Consider the following 19,765-nt stretch of genomic DNA (forward strand, 5'->3'; position numbering starts at 1 on the left):
GAATGAAGAAAGGGGGGCTCTGCATGAATACGTTCACAATCAAAGCGCGGGTGTTGGCGGGGCTGATGGCACTGTGTTTTGCGACCACGGGCTGGGCGGTTGCTCCGCCCTGGGATGAGGGGTTTGAAGCGTATCCGGTCAATACGGCTCTTAGCGACGTAACGGGCTGGGGAGGGACTGACCCCACCGTGAAGGTTCAAACCAATGTCGTCTCGAGTCCTGCGTTGGGAACCAATGCCGTGGTGATGCTGCCGGATAAAATCGCGTCCAACCTGGTGGTCTCGGCCAGCCTGACCAATGTGTGGTTTGACTTCTATCTGACCAATTCAATGGCCATGGCGGTGGGCAGCGTCGGGGGTGAGGTCATCGACTCCAACATGACGGTGCAGCTCTATATTGAGACGAACGGGTATCCCGTGGCGTGGCACCCGGTGAGCAACGCCTGGGTGGTCTGCAGCAATGACTACTGGGGGACCCCGACGACGGCTTTCAACACCAATCCCTGGATGCGGTTCACGGTATGCGCCAACTACAGCAACAAGACGGCCGCCGTGTTTCTCAACCAGCATCTGCTCCTCCAGCAGGTGCGTTTTATCGATACGAACCGGACCCAGAGCGGGCGGTTTCAACTGGATGGGGGATCGGCGGTCACCTCCTATTTTGACGAGGTGTCTGTCCGGTATGTGCCCACAAACATGACGGCGGATCTGGATAACGACGGCATGGCGGATGCCGATGAGATCAATCTCTATAGTTCGGTGGGACTCCGTCACCGTCCGCTGATCACCGTCACCCAGCCGGCGAATGGGGCGATCACTCCTGCCGGTTCGTTCGATATCCTGCCCGGTAGCACTACAAACTTCTCAGTGCAGGCGCTCCCGGCGTATGGTGTTTCTCAACTCATGACGAATGGGCAGTCGGTGGGGGCATTCACAGGGCAGAACACAAGAAATGCATCCTTTTCGTGGGCAACGATGATCCCGGCTGGGCTGTCGGATGGAAGTTTCTCGGCCACGATAACCTATACCGCCCGGCGCTATGTACCTGCCGATTACCCCACGATACAAAGCGCCTTAACCGCGGCGATTGCCGGTGACTCGGTGATTGTTAGTAATGGGCCCTATTCCGAGAGTGTGACGCTTGGGAATGGAGTGAATTTGGTGGCCACGAATGCGACGATAACAGGGCTCACCGTGGCTCCCGGCACGACCGGTATGGTCGTGGCGACGACAGGGTTAATGGTCGGAGTCACGACTGTCAACGGGCTACTGATAGTGAGCAACGGTGCGGTTAATCTTGGGACGCTGGTGATCGGGGCGGGGGGCACGGTTCAGGTGGTGAACGCGACCTCCTTCATTGTGAATGGCACGACGATGAGTGGAACATTTACTTTGGATGCCTCCTGGGGTGCGGTCATCCGGGCTCAGACCCCTCCGTTCACTGATGATTTCGAACGGTATGCCAATAACGCAGGAATGGCTTCCATGGGATTCTATGGCTGGGGAACGCCGGATGGCGGCATCATTGTGCAAAGATCCGTGGTGACGCAGGGGGTGCAGGCGGTCGTGATGCCGAGTAACACCATGCTGTCCAACAGTCTGGCTGCCAGCGCCTCGTCGAATGTCTGGGCGGAATGGAACTACCGTGAGTCTGGCCGCATTGATGAATCCACAGTATTTGTGACGGGGGAGGATACCAATCTGACGGTGTTGCTATTTATCAACACAAGCAATTATGTGACGGTGTTCAATCCCGAGCAGGGGTGCTGTAGTGTTTTATCCAATGATGTGTGGAACCAGCCGGTAGTTCCGTTGTCAACGTCGGATTGGCCTCGAATTGCGGTGAACATGAACTACCTGACCCGCCGCGCCGCCGTGATGTTGAATGGGCGGTTGCTGGTGCAGGAATTGCGATTCATCAATACGAATCAGGTAAACTGTGAGCGGCTGGAGTGGGAGGCCGGCACAGCGGGTCCCTCGTATCTGGATGACTTAAAAGTCTGGACCAATGCTGTGCCTGTCCATTCCCTGGACGGAGATGGTGATGGGACGCCAGATGCCGAGGAAATTGATCATAGCGGCAATGTATTTTTCTGGCCCAATGGTGTGATTTTTAAAATTCGTTGAGTCTTTCGGACAACAGCAAGTGGAGAAAAGGTTGTATTTATGAAAATTGATGCTCATGCGCACGGTATGCATGCCGAACTGAATGACAAAGGGCGGCGCATTCCGCCAGTCGTATCAGGCTGGAAATCGACGGACGGTTCGCCGGAGGCCCACGTCAGGGAACATAACAAGCATGGGATTGATAAAGTGCTACTACTCGATCCGCCGAATGTCGTGTTTGAGATGAAGCAGGTGTTTGGCGATTTCGTCATGCCCTGCCCGCAGGTGGAAATGGACAAGAGCTCGCCGGCAGAAATTGCTTCTTTGCTGGACCGCGGTGCGGTGGGGATCAAATTTATCGCCCCCATGCATCCGTATGGGGATAACCGCTATCTGCCTCTTTATGAAGTGGTTCGGAACTATCGGGCATTAGCGGTTTTCCACACCGGCAACCTGGTGCATGAGTTTTTCGATCCGGGTGGTCCCTTGGCCCGGCCCGACTGGATTACCATCACGCATATGCGCCCGGCGGAATTGGATCGGATTACCCGCGCCTTTCCCGATCTCAAAATCCTCATGGCGCATTTTGGGAATCCGTGGTGGGAAGAGGCGTGGACCGTGCTGAAGAGCAATAAGAACGTCTATGCCGACCTCTCCGGGGGGACGGCCTATATGAAGTCCATGAATATGTGGAAGGATCTTTTTGTGCCCAATGGCACGTTGCATGAAAAGTCGGTATCCAAATTATGTTACGCCGCTGATGATTCGGTGTGTCATGCCGGGTACTTCGGATATGATAAATTTATTGAGTTTTATGAGCGGTTTTATGAGGCGCTGAATTTGCCGGAGGACATCCGTCAAAAAATTGACCGGAAAAACATCATCATGTTAACAGATCGGAAATAATCACTATGCACGCAGAGATCAAATCGGAGGAGTTGAAAATAGCCTATATCGGGGGTGGTTCCCGGGGGTGGGCGTGGGGATTGATGAGCGACCTCTGTTCTGAGCCACGTCTGACTGGTGTGGTTCGCCTTTACGACATAGATCGTGCGGCGGCGGAGGATAACGTGGTGATCGGGAATAAGCACTCCGCGCATCCCGATGCCCTGTCCCGCTGGAGTTATGAGGCCGTGCATTCCCTGTCGGACGCCTTGCGTGGTGCTGATTTCGTGGTCATCTCCATCATGCCGGGCACTCTCGATGAAATGGCGAGCGATGTCCACACGCCGGAGAAGTACGGCATTTATCATTCGGTCGGCGATACCGTCGGACCCGGTGGAATTGTACGTTCCTTGCGGACCATTCCGATGTATGTGGAATTTGCCGAGGCCATTCGCGCCTATTGTCCCAACGCCTGGGTGATCAATTATACCAATCCGATGACGGTCTGTGTGCGCACCCTCTCGGCGGTCTTCCCGGAGGTCAAGGTATTTGGCTGTTGTCATGAAGTGTTCGGGACGCAGGATACGCTGGCCCTGATGATCAAGGAGAAGTTTGGCGTGGAGAGCGTGAAGCGTCAGGAGATTCGCTGCAATGTGCTGGGGATCAATCATTTCACCTGGTTCAACGAGGCCTCCTGGCAGGGGCATGACCTGATGCCGATGTATCGTGAGTTTGCGGAAAAATATGCCGATGGCTTTTACGGGCATAATAAAAATGACCCGGAAGCATGGAAGGTTAACCACACCGGTATGGCTTCACGTGTCAAACTGGACCTGACCCGGCGCTTTGGCATGATTGCTTCCGCGGGCGACCGGCACATGGCCGAATTTTGTCCACGCGCCTGGTACATGAAAGACCTGGCCACCGTCGCGCACTGGAAGTTCCAGCTGACGTCGGTTGCGGTCCGCCGTGAAATTGACACCAAACGCATCGCTAAGTCACGCCGTCTTCTGAGCGGCGAGGATCCCATTAAACTCCATCTTACAGGCGAGGAGGGGGTCCATCAGATTGCCGCCCTCATGGGCTTGGAGGAGCTGTTCACGAATGTCAACGTGCCGAATGTCGGCCAGATGTCCGGCTTCCCTCTGGGCGCCGTGGTGGAAACCAATGCGATGTTCCGGGGTGATTCGGTGCGCCCGATCAGTGCCGGCACCCTGCCGGAGGCGCTGAACGGGATGCTCCTCCACCACGTCAAGAATCAGGAGACCACCGTGCGCGCCGGGATCACCCGCGATGCCCATCTGGCCTTCCAGGCCTTTGTTACCGATCCATTGGTGACAGGGCTTTCGCTGGGTGAGGCCGAAAGCCTGTTCTCGGAAATGTTGAAAAACACTCGGAAGTATCTGCCGGGCTGGAAGCTGGAGTGAGATAAGATGACAACAGGGTGTTTGAAGTTAGGGACAAATTGGGGCCCTTTTTCTCCCGTCTATACGGGAATCTCCCATATTCTGGATGCGGCACAGGGCTCGATGACGGATCTGGCGCTTTTCACAGGACGGCGTGAGCCTGCCTCGGTCATTCTGCCGGATACCATTTTCGACTACGTGCAGAACGTCAAGAGCGGCGTGCGACTGGCCACGGTGCGCGTGGTGCCTGAAGACGTTGCAACGGATTATTCCTCGTTCTCCTTGAGAAACTATCTGGATCCCCATGGGGATACCGCTCTGGCAAAGTTTACCGTTGAGAGTGACGAACGCATGCGGTGCGAGATAACCTTCCGTAACGCCTCGGATGAAAATCGGGAATACTTCTATGGACTGGGGCTCAGCGTGGTTGATGCGCGTCGGAAGGTGAGTCTGAAAAAGGTGCTGAGATCATGGTGGTTGCCGGCGAAAGATTATACGGCCATCGAAGCCTATCAAAAGGCGTTTGGGCTGGGATGCCGGCAGTGTCTCTCGCGAGTATTCTCGTGGGGGGTTGAGTCGGAAATGCTTGCCCAGGCATTCGGGGGATGGGAAGGGGACCGGGTCTCCTACCATACGACGTTGCCGAAACCCGTGCAGGACGGATATGTCTATTTCCGTTACATTAAATACAGTGCCATGAGTCAGCGGTGGGAGCTGCGGATCAATGGGAATGCGACGGCCTTCTGTTTCCCGCAAACCTGGGAAATTCCCGGCGGCCTCTGGGGGAAAAATCGGGATGCTTACGAGGAGTGGCGGTTGCTGAGAGTGCCCATCGGGCGCGTTTCTGAAGCCGATCTTAACATCGAGCTTCGTCCGCTTGAGGCGCCGGGCAATGACACGGCGCGGATCTGGCTGGATGGGATGCTTTTCAATGAGGGGCGACTCCCGGGTGATAAAGGGGCATCGGAATTGTTGCCGACCCTGCTGGTCGATGAGCCGCGTCGGGATGATGCCCGGGTGGAATTGGCTTCGTCTGACGGATCAACCGTTCAATTCCGGATCATCCTGCAAGACGAGCCGGAGCGGATCGAAACGGTGCTTTTGGAGGGCATGACGCCTCAGGCCCGGAGCGGAAACGGTTCCTTCCTGGCCCATCTACGCAAACGGTTTGAGCTTCCCGCCGCCCTGTTGGAGAGAGATTCAACGGTGAGTCCTTGGGGGGCCGCGGACAGCGATCCGATCACGGTTCCCGCACACTCTGAACGAACCGTTGGGTTCACGTTGTGCATGGACCGGCCCACCGCCAATTCGCTCGTCGAGGATGAAGGAACCGTTCTGCCTTCCCGAACCAGCCCTCCGCAGGGCCCGTATTCAGAAATGGCGGCACGCCTGAGAGATGTCCTGCTGTTCAACGTCAACTATCCGATGAAACTGTTTGGCGCGCCTTCCCCTTATTACGTGCCATCCAAATATTTTCCTCTGCCTTACTCCTGGGATGGCGGGTTAACGGCGGTCGGGATGACCACGTTTGCGCCGGGGCTGGCGCTGCAGCAGGCCAGCTACTTTTTCACCGGGGAGGAACAGGATTTCCCCTGTCTCTACTGCGGTTCACCGGTGCCCACGCCGCTGTATGCCCTGTGGGAAGTGTATCAGGCCACACAGGATCGATCAGCCCTTGCGGGCGCCTATGCCGGGGCCAAGCGGATGTATGATTTCTATCTGGGCCGCACGCCTGGGAGTGTCGTGAATGCCCATAATGACGGGATGTTGAGCACCTATCCCTACAACTACAACCTGGGTATTGATGATCATCCGATTCAACGCTGGGCTGAAGAACAGAAGCTCACGGACAAGGGGGTCTATTCTTTAATCCTTATGGCTCAGATGCTCCGTATGGCACGCATGTTGCGCAATATGGCCTATGTACTTGAAAAGGGGGCGGATGCGGAGCAGTACCGGTGTGATTCAGAGTTGCTGGGGGGCATCATCGATAATCAGATGTGGGATGAAAAGAGCGGGCTTTATGGGTGGCTCTGCCGGACCGAGCAGGGTGTTGAGCCCCTGCTGTTGGATGGAAGCGCTGGCGATCCCTCGGGCTGTGCCTTCCTGCCGCTATTTGCCGGACTGACCACACATAAGGAGAGGCTGATTAAGCAGCTGATGGATCAGGCCCGTTTCCTTACCCCGTGGGGCATCTCATCGGTGGATATGACCGCGCCCTGCTATAATCCGAAAGGTTATTGGAACGGCGGGATCTGGCCGGTGATGCAGTGGTATATCTGGCGTGGCTTGCTCGAGTCGGGCGAACCGGTTCTGGCGCGGAAGGTGGCTGAGTTGATCCTGAATACCTGGCAACAGTTCTTCGATAAGGATCATTATCTGGGCGAACACTACATGATCGAGCCGGCACAGATGAATGGGGCGCCGAACTTCGGCGGCTTGTCTGCCGTGTTGCTCCCCATGTGCGCGGCCTATTATACCGCGTACCAGGTGACGCCCTGCTACGATGTCATTATCATGAAGCAGAGCGTTGACCCTGTGTCAGATACATTGTCCTTAACGCTCAGTGCCCCGTATTTGTCGGCAGCTAAGCATGACCTGCTGGTCAACATGGGCAAAGGCAAAACGCAATACGCGTGCATCGTGAATGGCCAGTTGCTCGGTGAATATACTTCCGATGACTACGGCCATCTGTCGCTGCAGCTACCCCGCCCATCAGGACAGGATGAGGTAGTGATAAGGAGAAAATCTTAATGATGGGCGCCACTTGCAAAACTCGAAGAGGTTGCGACGGAGCGCAACCCTCCATTGAGCAAGTGTTTTTTTGGAGGGTTTCGGTTCGTCGAAACCGTCTTCGGCCGTATCATCGGTGAATTTTGCAAGCGGCTCACGAGTCCAATAAATTAAGAGGGAATCATAATGACGGGTTCAATAAAATTCTTTCTACTGGTTGCGATCGTCATGGTCGTGGATTTGCCAGCATCCCATGCCAAAATGGCCAGGAGCCTTTTGCCATCAATCACAACCCCCGTGCCGCAGATGCTTCCCGAGGTGTGGACTAATGGGACCATCGATCAGGTATACATAAAAAAACATCAGGCCCAGTGTGAGAAAGTGCTCGCGATTAAACCCGAGCTTATCTTCATTGGAGATTCCATCACGGCCCGATGGCCGGAAGAGTTGGTGAAGCAGAATTTCGGGAAGTACCGATATGTCAATCTGGGGATCGGGGGCGACTGGGTGCAGAATGTCCTCTGGCGCGTCCTGAATGGAGTGCTCGACCAGGTCCACCCCAAGGTCATTGTGTTAATGGTGGGCACCAATAACCTGTTTCATCGATTTACGCCTGACGAGATAGCCGAAGGGGTTGCCGCTATTCTCAAGGCGCTCCATGAAAAGGCGCCCGGGAGCAAGGTGCTGGTCGAAGGCATCCTGCCCGGGGGGAGGTCCATTAAGGAACCCCGGAATGAGCTCATCCGTCAAACCAACGCCAAGATCGCCTTGCTGGCTGACAATAAGACTGTCTTCTATTTGGATGTTGGTGACAAGCTGCTTGAGCCGGATGGCTCCATCACCGAGGCGGTAATGCCAGATAAGCTGCATGTGGCGATGCCGGGTTATGTGAGATGGCTTGAGGCGTTGACTCCCACGCTTACTAAACTGCTGGAAACTGCTGGAAAATGAAAGAGGATGCGCCTTTGTTCTATTCAAGTGTCCTCAAGAAGGTCATAGCACCCCAGACCGCCTCGGTAAAACGGGCTGGTGAAGGGAGTGCCGTTGTACTCAAAAACGGGCAAGTTTTATTGATCTACAGTCGTTTCACCGGCGGAGGGGCCGATCATGATACCGCCGACTTGTTCGGGGGAATACTGGATCCGGTTACGGGGGAAATCCGGGACGGCAAAGTCTATTTCCAGGATTCCACGGCGTTGAACCAGATGAGTGTCAGCCTCGAACGACTCCAGAATGGCGCTTTGGGAATGGTGTTTCTCCGTAAGTCAGCTCCGGACAAGGACGATATTTTCTTCAGCCGCAGTTCCGATGAAGGCGAATCGTGGGCCAATCCGGTACGCGTAAACCGCTTATGTGAAGACAAATATATGGTGGTTAACGCCGACCGTTTGCGTCAGTTCTCGTCAGGCCGGCTTGCGATTTCTGCCGCCTTACATGGAAATGGGCCGGAGGCTCCAGCAGCTCTAGGCTTGTTCTATTCAGACGACAGCGGGATGACCTGGGCCTTTTCGGATCGAATTCAAGTTCTTGAAGAGAATATTATTCCACCCCATGCACTTCTGGAAAAAGACCGCCAAGCATGGAGCGAGGCGTGCCAATACGAATTCAGGCTACAGGAACCGGGTGTCGAGGAATTGGCAGATGGCCGGATTTTGCTCTATTGTCGTACGACAATGGGGTACATGTATCAGGCCTATTCGGCTGATAACGGGAAGACCTGGTCCGAAATGAAGGCCGCCGCGGATATCGTGTCACCTGCCAGCCCGCAGTCGATCCGTCGCATTCCAGGAAGCCAGCGGTTGATGTGTGTATTCACTGATCGTCGGAAGGTCTCCTTCGCTAACGCGGGAGAGAACTGGAATTGGCGTACCCCTTTGGCCCTGGCCATCAGCGACGATAACGCAGCAACGTGGCAGATTCTGGGAAATATCGAAGATGAATCGCATAATTATTGTTATACGAGCATTCTCTTTATCGATCATCAAATTTTGCTGACGTATTATGAATCAAACAATACTGTCAAAGATGGAAAGCCTTATCGCGAGAATCTTGCGTCTTTGAAAATGCAGATACTCGCGATGCCATAAAAGGAGCGGTTGAGTGATGATCCCGACAGTCTGGAATGAGCCGTTGAAGGATGCCCTGAGCAATAGTCTGCGTGCCGAGGCTGGCCGAAAATTCAGGATTCACCAGCTTCCGGCAGAGGCTTCCGTCTGGAAAGTCCGGCGCGAGAAACTGGTTGCCACCATCTGGGAAAAGCTGGGTGTTACCGTAGATCATGCCTTGGCACTTGATTATCATGAAACCGGCACCACCCGGATGGATGGGTATGTTGTTAAAAACATTTATTACCAAAGCCGGCCCGGGCTCTATGTTACGGGAAACCTCTACATTCCCGATGGCGATAAGCCCTTTCCTGCAGTCTTAAACGTACACGGGCACTGGGCGCAGGGCCGGTTGGCGGAACAGGTCCAGAGTCGCGGCCATTCATTGGCTAAAAATGGGTATGTCTGTCTTTCCGTGGATGCGTTTGGGTCAGGCGAGCGAGCCACGACACATGGTGAATACGAGTATCATGGCGGTTCGCTCGGGGCCTCACTCATGAATATCGGAGAAACCCTCATAGGGGCTCAGGTCGTTGACAACATGCGTGCCGTGGACTTGCTCTGTTCCTTCGATTTTGTGAATCATGAGAAAATCGGGGTGACCGGTGCCAGCGGTGGGGGCAACCAAACCATGTGGCTGGCGGCGCTTGATGAACGGATCGCGGCCGCCATGCCGGTGGTCAGTGTGGGAACGTTTGAATCTTACGTCACCAGGCACAATTGCGTCTGTGAACTCCTGCCGGATGGATTGACCTTCACGGAAGAGTCAGGCGTGCTGGCCCTGGTGGCCCCGCGTGCGCTGAAACTGTGCAATTGTCTTCAGGACACCAATCCCACGTTCTTCGTCTCGGAAATGCTCCGGAGTTTTAATGAAGCGAAGAAGGTGTATCAGGCGCTAGGGGCCTACGATCAGTTCGCTAATCAGGCGTTCAATCGTCCGCATGGGTATTGGCCGGAAATTCGCGAGGCAATGCTGGGCTGGTTTGATCTGCATCTCAAAGGCGTCGGGAATGGGCTGCCGAAGGTGGAAATCCCGTTTTCCACGTTGCCCGAAGATCAGGTCATGGTTTTTAAAAAAGGCGAACGACCCGCAACGGTCCCGGGGATTGCTGAGTATTGCCGGCAAAAGGGGGCAATCCTAAAAGCAAGTGCCCGGCAGCTGAACCCCATGGATATCCAGAAGCAGGCGGCAGAACTCCAGGCCATCTTAAGGATTTCGGACTGGCTTATACTGGCGCATGTTCATGAATATTCTGAAGAAGGAATCTGGCGTAAGTTTGCCCTGGAAACCTCCGGCGGAGAAATGATTCCGGTATTGGTGGCGGGGTCGCATTCCAAGCCCGCCGAATTTGTCCTCTTCACTCATCCTGACGGTAAGGAGAAAGTCTGCCTTGAGGCGATCCAGGCCGCCTTGAAGCAGAACCAAGGAGTCATACTCGCGGATCTCTGGGGTTCAGGCGAAACTCACGCAGAGGCGGTCCCGCATTATGGTTCCTTATCGCGATCGGCATTATGGCTCGGTAAGTCCATGCAGGGCGAATGGGCTAAGCAGATGGCCTTGCTCTGTGAGTTTGCTGCGTCGCAGTTCAAGGCTTCCTCTGTATCCCTGCATGCGTATAAGGAAACAGGGGTGACGGCCCTGATGTTGAATGCATTGAAGCAGGTAAACCAGGAAATTATTCTGGAAGAAAGTCCGGTTTCATACATATACAATCAGGCAGTGGTGCCGGATTTCTTTTCAATGGCGCTGCATCTGCCGGGCATCATGAAGTGGGGCGATCTTTCGCTGGTCGCCGCGCTGACGAACGCGCAAATTCAATTCAGGACTCCGGTGATGTCTGACGGGGTTGCGCTCAGTCCTGAAGAACTTCAAATCATGAGAGAGGAATTTGATTCTGTGATCGCAAAATGCAGGAGTAAAGCACGAGTAACTATTGGGTAACAACTAAGGTCGGATAACCAGGAAGGTCATATCCAAGAGCGAAGCGCAGGTGGCAGCCGACGTCCTCGGCGGCTGTAGGTCTAGAGAGATCTTTAAACGGACAATGCGTTCGCTAAGGACGTCGAACGCCACCTAGTAGATTTTTCAACAGCAAAGGAGAAAGACAATGAGGCCGTGGAAATTTCGGGGTTATCTACCCTTGGTAATCGTTATGGGCGTCGCCATATCGGGAATGGGGGCTTATGGTAAGCCTAAGGCTAACGCTGACAATAAGGAGGAGAAATCAACCGTCGATGCCGTTTTGTTTCTGGCTCCTCTCGATGATCTGGTTAACCTCGCGGCCGGCACCTTGGAGGCGCGCGTTTCGTTGGACTATTCATTTGATGACACATTACGGCCAGCAGGGTCTCGTTGCCAGCCGTTCAACTTCTTGCGGATTTATCGCAGCGATGGCCTGATGTATGGGGCTGAAGAGATGGAGCCTGTTTTCAGTATATATATGAATCAGGTCCGGGGGGCTCATTCATTGTTTTTCGAGAACCGGCACTATTATGGGGTAAGGAAAAGTGACCCATCACAGCGATTTAGCAGTGCCGCTATTTCCGGAGATAAGGAAAAGGGGCCTTGGTTACTGGCCGGCGAATGGCATGCAATGGCCGTGACGTGGGTTGTGGATAAGGAGGGATTGCAGGTCGAACTCTACCTTGATGGCAAATCCCAAAGTCGGCGTAGCTTCCCAATCAAGGAAGGCGGCGTCGGGTCCTTTAAAAAGGGGGATTTTCTGAGTGTGGGGGGTGAGACTCTTTCCGCGGCCACGCTGCTTTCCTACCGTCTTTCGAACCGGGTCCGGACAAAGGAGGAAATCGCATCGGACAAGCCGTTGGTGGCTGACGATGCCACCACATTGTTTATGGATGCCGGGATTGCGGAAAAAACGGCGGCCTTGAAGCGTAGCGAATTTGCTTCCATGGTGAAAAACAAGAAGCTCAACATCCGGCAGCCGGTGTTTGTCGGCGAATTCAAAATTATCGACACCCCGAAGGGTAAAGCGATTCAATTCTATAAGCAGAAATCACGTTAATTCAGTAAGGAAAAAATATGTTTAAGCTAAAAAATAAAAAAATCGCGTTCTTTGGTGGGGTGGGATATCTGGCCACGCCGATTGTTCAGGAAATGGCAAAACTGGGGGCGGATCTGTTTCTGGCGGACTTCAATAAGGACCTGGCCGTTAAGACCGCGCAGGAGTTGAGCCGCCAGTATCCCGGCCAGAAGTTTGAGGGGGCATTTGTTGATGGCGGGGATTACGCCAGTATTGCGGCATGCTTTGATAAAATTAAAGCCTCGTTCGGAACGCTGGACGTCATGGTCTCCGGTATTTCCGCCGCCAATAATCTGACGGTGGATGAGTTCACGCCCGAGGCAATGAACAAGACGTTTGCCACTCATCTGACCGGGTCCTTTTTGTTGGCCCGCCAGTCAGCCGAACTGATGCCTCAGGGTGGGAGCATTGTGATCTTTTCATCAATGTATGGACAGGTTGCCCCTGATCCCGGAGCCTATCATGCGCCGATGAAGGCAAATCCGATCGATTATGGCATGGCCAAGTCCGCGCTTAACCAGATGATCCGTTATCTGGCCGTATGCTGGGGCCCCAGAAACATCCGGGTCAACGGAGTCTCGCCTGGTCCTTTCCCGAATGCAGGCAACTATCCCGGCGACACGGCCTTTATCGATCGGCTCAGCAAAAAGGTTCCACTGGGTCGTGTCGGGAAGCAGCATGAAATGGCGGGCTCGGTTATCTATCTGGCGTCCGATGCATCGAGTTTCTCCAATGGCCACATCATTAACGTCGATGGTGGCTGGACCGCTTGGTAAATGATGATGGAAATGATCGCAATGCGGCGAAAAAGCGATATATTTTCATTTTCTAAATTAAGGATTCATTCAGGAGAAACATTATGATTATTGATTGTATACAAAATGCACCCCTCTATCGGGGCATCAACATGGGAATCCAGATGGCCCTTGAGTATCTGGCCGGCAAGGACTTTTCGGGAGTGGCGCCGGGCCGCTATGATCTTGACGGGGATAAGGTATTTGCCCTGGTGCAGCAGTATGAGACCCGGCCAAGGGAAAAAGGCCTGTGGGAAGCGCATCAGCGCTATATTGATGTTCAGTTTGTGGCGTCAGGCGTAGAGACCATGGGTTATGCCCCCATTCGTGAATGTACGGTGACCCAGCCGTATTCAGCTGAAAAGGATTGTGCGCTGTTTTCGGCTAAGGGCGACTTCCTGACGGCTCGCGCCGGAACCTTTCTCGTCTTCTTCCCGGGAGATGTTCATATGCCCTGCTTGAACTATGAATCGGCCGTGCAGGTTCGAAAAGTCGTGGTCAAGGTGAAGGTGCAGTGAATCTTGGGGTAACAGAAATTACTCAAAATACTTTCTGAAGACGGCTGACACTTCCTTGTTGTTGATGACATCTTGGGCTCCGCATACCTGAATGCGGTAGCAGCCGTTATGGATCATGGTCCTGAGTTCCATGTCGACCCGGTTCGCATCTTTAACGGGAAATTGGCCGGGAAGATCATAATAGCCGATCATGCCGACCCCTTGCTGGCGTGGGTGGTATTTTTTTGCCTCCTGCGAAATAATTCTGCTGTATTCGGCGATCTTTCCCTCAGGCCAGAGCGTATACCAAGCTGCCGTTTGGCCGCAGTAGTCGATATCGAGGCGGTTTCCATATAGGGGTTCCTGGGTAAAAACAGGCCAGATATGAATACTCGTTTTGATGTTCCTGTTTTTGGACCGGGCATAGTCGGCTAGATAGTTTATGTAATCAACCAGGGCGTCGCGAAAGAATATCGTCTCCCTTTCGTTTTTAGGGATCTCCGGATGCTTCTGGCTGTAGTCCTCCAGTAAACTTTGGCAATGCTCGCAGTAACAGCGCCGATAATTTTGATATCCAAAACCATCGAAAGCCACGCCTTCAATTCCCGGTACCGTCACAATATCGTCAATAATCGGTTTGAGCAGTTCGCGTGCGTCCATGTCGCTGAGGCACAAGATCTTGGCGGCCAGCACTTCATTGCTCATGATGGGCTCCCCGCCGAACTGGTAGGGAATAATATACCGGTTGTTGCCCGTGGCGATGAATTTGCGGGCCGCTTCTTCATCTTCCGTCATCTTCTGCCATGGAACGGGACGGGTGGGGGCATATTTTTCCCACATGCTTTTCGTAATGGGGTGGAGGCAGGAAAATATTTTGATGTTATTGGTTTTTCCAATGTCGACCGCCTTTTTCAGGAAAGCCGGATCAGTTGACCCCGCGATCAATTCATCGAAACCAATGGCTCTGGCGTTGGCAATGAACGCTTCCGGGTTCTTTTCGTCAATCCCCCAGCCAGTCAATATGCAGGATTCCTGATTAGCGCCGTATCCGTTGGCCATGGCCAATAACGACATGAGAATGATGAGACTCTGAATCTTGAAGTTCATTATAGGTGATTCTCTCTTGAAGGTAGAGGGTCAATGGATCATAAATCCCTGAATGCCGGTCATGACCATCTGCGCGGCCAAGGCCGCCAATATCAGGCCGGTGAGCTTGCTGAGGATCCCGATGCCTCGGTCACCCAGTGAACGCTGAATCAACGAGCTCAATAGGAGTAAAATGCCCATACACATCACGGCAAAGAGCAGGGCGAAACATCCGAGACTTTTCGCGGTCACGCCGTCCAACTCCGCTCCCAACACCAGCAGGGTGCCGGTCGTCGCCGGCCCAACAATGATGGGAATCGCCAGAGGGACCACGGCGATATCGCTGCCGCTAGAGAGGCTGGTCGGCGCCTGACTTCCCTGGACCAGGCCCACGGCCGACAGGAAGAGGAGGGCGCCGGCCCCGATTCGAAAAGAGTTGAGTGTGATGCCGAAGAGGGCGAACAATTGATTGCCGGCGAAAAATAGCAGAAGGCAGACGACCGCCACGGCCCCGGCAACCGCCAGGGCTAATTTACGGCGGCGGCTCTCGCTGTATCCCTCTGTCATGCTGAGAAACATGGACAGGGCGAAGAACGGCGTGAATAAAAAAGTAAACTTGATCCATACACTCAAAAACAGCGAAAGATTACTGGTCATGCGACTTCGTTCCTCATTTGAAAAGATAAGTCACTTTAACGCCAAAATATCATTATGGCAAACTCCGGCTGTTTTAAATATTCTCTCCGGATTATGAATAACCAGTTCCTGCATTCCCTTGTGCCTGACTGTCGTGCCGCCACGGAGGTTGGCATTGACGTGGTGGTGTCACGGTTTGAGCAGAATGCCGGATATCCTTTTGTGGATACCAAGCTGAACACCAGGACGGGTGCCGATTTTCCGGAGTCCGCTGATCCTGAGAGTGATTTCTGCGGACGTTCCGCCGTATTCGGGTGGATCCAGGGACGGGGGCTGGAGGCACTGGCGGGGCATGCCGCCTTTCTCGTGGACAATCCCGCCCTGGTGGCGCGGTGCGACGGGATGCTGGCGACCGTTGCGGCACGGATGGCCGCCTTCGGGGAGGCGAACCAGGGGCGTTTCGTTTTTCTTTCCACGCCTGATGGCCGCCCCTTCCGGTGCGGGGCGGATGGACAGCGGGAATACTTTTCGGCCCGGACGCTGTCGCCCGGATATTCCGACCTGTTCATGGGGAAAGGGTTAGCTGCCGCCGGCGTGCGGCTCGGGCGTCCCGCGTGGAGTGAGTTGGGCGTGACCACATTCCGCTCCGCCGCCGCCGCGATCACTTCCGGTCAATTTGAGTCGGATCAGATTTCATTCGATCCGAAGAACCCGGTCCGTCCCATCCCGGGCCGCCAGGCCCAAGGTCCCTGGATGATTGCGCTAGGCGGGTTTGCGCTCATGTGTGAGCTCTTCCCCGGCGAGAATGAGTGGGTGGAGGGCGGCGTCGCCTTCCTCCGTAAGCTGCTCGGGCGGCATGTGATTCATCAGGACTCCGGGCCCCTGCGGCGGTTCGATTTCGTGGAGTGGACGGATAATGCAGGACGGCCCTGGCAGGCGCAGGAGCAGATCCTGCAGGATCCGGGCCATGCGCTCGAGTTCACGGGATTGGCCGCCCGGTTTCTCCTGCAGACGATGGAACGGGACGCTCTGTCGCCGCAAAACCGCGAGCTTGTGGCCGCAAGCCGGGAAATTCTCCCGGAGGTTTTCCTCGCGGCATTTGCCAACGGGTTTCAGCGGCCGGTGGGCGGAATCTGTAAGACGTTTGATCTCGTGACCCGTTCATCTGTGAACAAAGATATGCCTTGGTGGCCGCTGCCTGAGGCCATGCGCGCGGCTGCACTCCTGCTCCGCCTGGCCCCGGACCACCCCCGTCGGGCAGAACTCGCGGCGGCGGCAGCGGACTGTGCCCGGTCTCTGTTCGGGCCTTTTCGCTCTCCGGTTTCCGGGCTGTTCCTGCAAACGCGTGATAGCCGTGGCGAACCCTCGCGGGTGATCCCGGCTACGCCGGATGCCGATCCGGGCTACCATACTGGCTTGTGTCTGATAGATTTTGTGAAAACCATGGAAAATAAAGGATCATTATGGCGATGAAGATGGCGGCTCTTTTTTGTGATCATATGGTGTTGCAGCGTGATATTCCGGTCCCGGTGTGGGGTGAGGCGACGGCGGGTGAGAAGATTACGGTGCGGTTCGCCGGACAAGCCAAGTCCACGAAAGCCAATGCGGCAGGTAAATGGCGGGTGGACCTTGCACCCATAGCGGCCAGTTGTGAGCCGCGCGAATTGAGCGTTGAAGGGATTCTTAAATCCGCCATTTCAAAGCTGGTATTCACGGACGTGCTGGTGGGGGAGGTCTGGATCTGTTCAGGACAATCCAATATGGAGTTCCAACTTTACACCGTGAATAACGGGGTTGAGGAAACCGCCGCCGCCAATTACGCGAACCTGCGTCTTTTCACAGTCCCTCATCGTGCGGAGCTCGAGCCTTCGCCTAATATCACCGGAGTGTGGGCTCCCTGCACGCCTGACACGGCGGTGACGTTTTCGGCCGTCGGCTATTTTTTCGGTCGTGAGATCCTCCGCAAGACAGGGCTCCCGATTGGACTTATCAACGCCTCATGGGGCGGGACCATTGCCGAGGCCTGGACCTCGCGGGAAGCGCTGGAGACGGTTCCATTCCTGAAGCGGGTGGTCAGCGACTACCATCGGCTCTTGAAAAGCCCCATCACGACGGCGCAAGCCAAACAGATGGAATGGATGGAAAAGTATGATCGGCATGAGATGCCCAACGCGGGTGAAGCCGAGGGCTGGCATCAGCCCGGGCTGGCGGATGGCAACTGGGAAACCATGGAGCTTCCCCGGAGCTGGCAGAACGCCGGGCATAACTACAGCGGTGTATTCTGGTTCCGGCGCGAGGTGGACATTCCGGCCGGATGGGAAGGGCGGGATCTGACCTTGGGCTTGGGCCCGACCGACAAGTCGGACGTCACCTACTTCAATGGGGTGCAGGTCGGCAGCATCACGATGCAGCAACGACCGGACGCCTGGAGCACGCCCCGGGTCTATACCGTTCCGGGACATCTGGTCAAGGCTGGCCGCGCGGTCATTGCCGTCCGGGTCTATAGCAACATTTATGCGGGCGGTTTTATCGGGGCCCCGAGCCAGTTGCGGTTGATTCCCGCAGACGGGCAGGAGGCGAAGTCTGTTTCACTGGTGGGGTTGTGGCGATACCGGATTGAGGCTAATTTCGGGCTGGTTCCGTCGCCTCCCTCGCCTCCGCCCGGGCCGGGCAATCCCCACTCGCCTTACATGCTGTTCGAAAACATGATCCGGCCCCTTCTCCCTTATGCCATTCGGGGTGCCATCTGGTACCAGGGAGAATCGAATGCGGACCGGGCCAGAGAATACCGGACGCTGTTCCCCCTCATGATCCAAAGTTGGCGCGAGGCGTGGAAGCAGGGGAGCAGTGCGAAAAGTCCGGAGCGGGCGTTTCCCTTTTTGTTTGTGCAACTGGCCAATTTCCAGCTTCCTCCGAACCAACCCGGTGAATCCACCTGGGCAGAGTTGCGCGAGGCGCAGGCCATGACCTTGGCGCTCCCGAACACCGGGATGGCCGTGGCGATTGATATCGGCGAGGGGAATGATATCCATCCCCGGAATAAACAGGACGTCGGCCTCCGGCTGTCGTTGCCGGCCCTGGCCGGGACCTATGGATTCAAGGGGTTGGTCGCTTCCGGGCCGGTCTATAAGGCCATGCATCGGGAGAAGGGGCGGATCCGGCTTGAGTTTGATCACGTGGCCGGGGGCTTGGTGGCCCGGGGGGGCAAGTTAACGGCCTTTGCGATTGCCGGAAAAGACAAGAAGTTTGTGTGGGCCGACGCGGTGGTGAAGGGGGCCGGGGTGGAAGTCTCCAGTCCGCAGGTGCCGAAGCCGGTGGCGGTCAGATATGGCTGGGCGGATAATCCGCCTTGCACGCTCTACAACACTTCGGATCTCCCCGCCGTGCCGTTCAGGACGGATAAATGGACCAAAAACATAAGGACTCAACGATGACACAGCGGAATGGGATTACGGCGGCGGGTAATTGGATTGTGGACCGCGTGAAGCGGGTGGACTGCCTGCCCGGTCGCGGCATGCTGGCCAACATCAAGGATCAGATGTTCAGCCCCGGCGGCGCGCCCGCCAATGTACTGCATGACCTGGCGCGGCTCAAGGCGTCTTTCCCGCTGGCGGGACTGGGGGTGGTTGGGCATGATGCCGATGGCGAGTATCTGCAGCGCGTGTTTTCGGAACTGGGTGTGGATATCCAGGGGCTCCAGGTAACGGATGTGGCTCCGACGTCCTTCACGGATGTGATGAATGATGAAACCACCGGCGATCGGGTGTTCTTCCACAATCGCGGGGCGAATGCCTTGTTCAGTCCGCAGCATGTGGCTGTCAGCCGCTTGAATTGCCGGATTTTTCATCTGGGCTATCTGCTGTTGCTGGATGCCATGGATCAGACCGATCCCGAGTACGGCACCGTGGCGGCACGATTGCTTAAGCAGGTGCAGGCGGAAGGGATTCTGACCAGTCTGGATGTGGTGAGCGAGGAAAGTGACCGGTTTGCCCGGTTGGTGCCGCCCGCGCTGAAGTATGTGGATTACCTGATATTGAATGAGATCGAGACGGCCCGCGCGGTGGGGCTTACGGTGCGGGACGATCAGCGGCGTCTGGATGGGGCCGCCTTGATGGAGGCCGTCGAGCGGCTCTATGAATTCGGCAACATGAAGTTGGTGGCCGTCCATATGCCGGAAGGGGTCTACATGCGTGACCAGGCTGGTCGGCGCTACTCGCGCGGTTCGCTAGTGCTGCCCGAGGGCTACATCGCCGGTGCGGTCGGGGCAGGCGATGCCTTTTGTGCCGGGATGCTGTTCGGACTGCATGAAGGTTGGGATGTGCTGGAGACGGCCGGGCTGGCAAGTTGTTGCGCGGCGGCCAGTTTGTCGTGTCCAGGTGCTTCGGAAGGGGTGCTTCCGTTGGCGGAGACTCTTTCCCTGGCGAAACGGTTTGGCGAACGTAAGCCGCCGGTGGCGGTGTAGGCGATTCCGATTTTG

General features: G+C 55.5%; 15 protein-coding genes. 13 read left to right on the top strand and 2 right to left on the bottom strand.

Features of this window, described 5'->3' with window-relative positions; all coding sequences use genetic code 11:
- The first annotated feature begins 23 nt into the window (after window positions 1–23).
- The 10 genes from WCS52_00410 to WCS52_00455 all read left to right on the top strand — a co-directional run bounded on the left by WCS52_00410 (window position 24) and on the right by WCS52_00455 (window position 13,587).
- Entirely contained in the window at window positions 24–2,126 is a 2,103-nt protein-coding gene (locus WCS52_00410; protein ID MEI6165633.1) for a hypothetical protein, read from the top strand.
- A gap of 39 nt (window positions 2,127–2,165) precedes the next feature.
- Window positions 2,166–3,011 carry an amidohydrolase family protein gene (locus tag WCS52_00415; protein ID MEI6165634.1) on the top strand — a complete coding sequence of 282 codons (846 nt, stop codon included), beginning with the start codon at window positions 2,166–2,168 and terminating at the stop codon, window positions 3,009–3,011.
- Window positions 3,012–3,016: 5 nt separating this feature from the next.
- Entirely contained in the window at window positions 3,017–4,417 is a 1,401-nt protein-coding gene (locus tag WCS52_00420) for an alpha-glucosidase/alpha-galactosidase (GenBank protein ID MEI6165635.1), read from the top strand.
- A gap of 6 nt (window positions 4,418–4,423) precedes the next feature.
- Window positions 4,424–7,150, top strand: a complete 2,727-nt coding sequence (locus WCS52_00425) for a trehalase family glycosidase (GenBank protein MEI6165636.1) — start codon at window positions 4,424–4,426, stop codon at window positions 7,148–7,150.
- 165 nt (window positions 7,151–7,315) lie between these two features.
- Entirely contained in the window at window positions 7,316–8,080 is a 765-nt protein-coding gene (locus WCS52_00430; protein MEI6165637.1) for a GDSL-type esterase/lipase family protein, read from the top strand.
- Window positions 8,077–9,216 (top strand): sialidase family protein, encoded by a 1,140-nt coding sequence (locus WCS52_00435; protein ID MEI6165638.1) that lies wholly within the window; start codon window positions 8,077–8,079, stop codon window positions 9,214–9,216. Before WCS52_00430 ends, WCS52_00435 begins: the two co-directional genes overlap by 4 nt.
- A gap of 16 nt (window positions 9,217–9,232) precedes the next feature.
- The gene (locus tag WCS52_00440) at window positions 9,233–11,176 is read left to right on the top strand and encodes an acetylxylan esterase (GenBank protein MEI6165639.1); all 1,944 of its coding nucleotides are present in this window, start codon (window positions 9,233–9,235) and stop codon (window positions 11,174–11,176) included.
- Window positions 11,177–11,342: 166 nt separating this feature from the next.
- The gene (locus tag WCS52_00445; protein ID MEI6165640.1) at window positions 11,343–12,257 is read left to right on the top strand and encodes a hypothetical protein; all 915 of its coding nucleotides are present in this window, start codon (window positions 11,343–11,345) and stop codon (window positions 12,255–12,257) included.
- Between the two features lie 17 nt (window positions 12,258–12,274).
- A complete protein-coding gene (locus tag WCS52_00450) occupies window positions 12,275–13,051 on the top strand; it encodes an SDR family oxidoreductase (GenBank protein MEI6165641.1) in 777 nt (258 codons plus the stop codon).
- 83 nt (window positions 13,052–13,134) lie between these two features.
- Window positions 13,135–13,587, top strand: a complete 453-nt coding sequence (locus WCS52_00455; protein ID MEI6165642.1) for a YhcH/YjgK/YiaL family protein — start codon at window positions 13,135–13,137, stop codon at window positions 13,585–13,587.
- Between the two features lie 18 nt (window positions 13,588–13,605).
- Here WCS52_00455 and WCS52_00460 read toward each other — a convergent pair whose 3' ends face one another.
- Window positions 13,606–14,673: a hypothetical protein gene (locus WCS52_00460; GenBank protein ID MEI6165643.1), complete on the bottom strand. Its 1,068-nt coding sequence runs from the start codon at window positions 14,671–14,673 to the stop codon at window positions 13,606–13,608.
- 30 nt (window positions 14,674–14,703) lie between these two features.
- Window positions 14,704–15,309, bottom strand: a complete 606-nt coding sequence (locus tag WCS52_00465; GenBank protein ID MEI6165644.1) for a MarC family protein — start codon at window positions 15,307–15,309, stop codon at window positions 14,704–14,706.
- 93 nt (window positions 15,310–15,402) lie between these two features.
- On the opposite strand from WCS52_00465, the gene WCS52_00470 reads away from it, so the two are divergent.
- Genes WCS52_00470 through WCS52_00480 form a run of 3 tightly spaced genes read left to right on the top strand, consistent with a single transcriptional unit; the run spans window position 15,403 to window position 19,750 of the window.
- Window positions 15,403–16,761, top strand: a complete 1,359-nt coding sequence (locus WCS52_00470) for an AGE family epimerase/isomerase (GenBank protein MEI6165645.1) — start codon at window positions 15,403–15,405, stop codon at window positions 16,759–16,761.
- Window positions 16,752–18,722, top strand: a complete 1,971-nt coding sequence (locus WCS52_00475; protein ID MEI6165646.1) for a sialate O-acetylesterase — start codon at window positions 16,752–16,754, stop codon at window positions 18,720–18,722. Before WCS52_00470 ends, WCS52_00475 begins: the two co-directional genes overlap by 10 nt.
- Entirely contained in the window at window positions 18,719–19,750 is a 1,032-nt protein-coding gene (locus WCS52_00480; protein ID MEI6165647.1) for a carbohydrate kinase family protein, read from the top strand. Before WCS52_00475 ends, WCS52_00480 begins: the two co-directional genes overlap by 4 nt.
- Window positions 19,751–19,765 lie beyond the last annotated feature (15 nt).

This window comes from bacterium (assembly GCA_037128595.1).
Classification (GTDB): Bacteria; Verrucomicrobiota; Kiritimatiellia; order CAIKKV01; family CAITUY01; genus JAABPW01.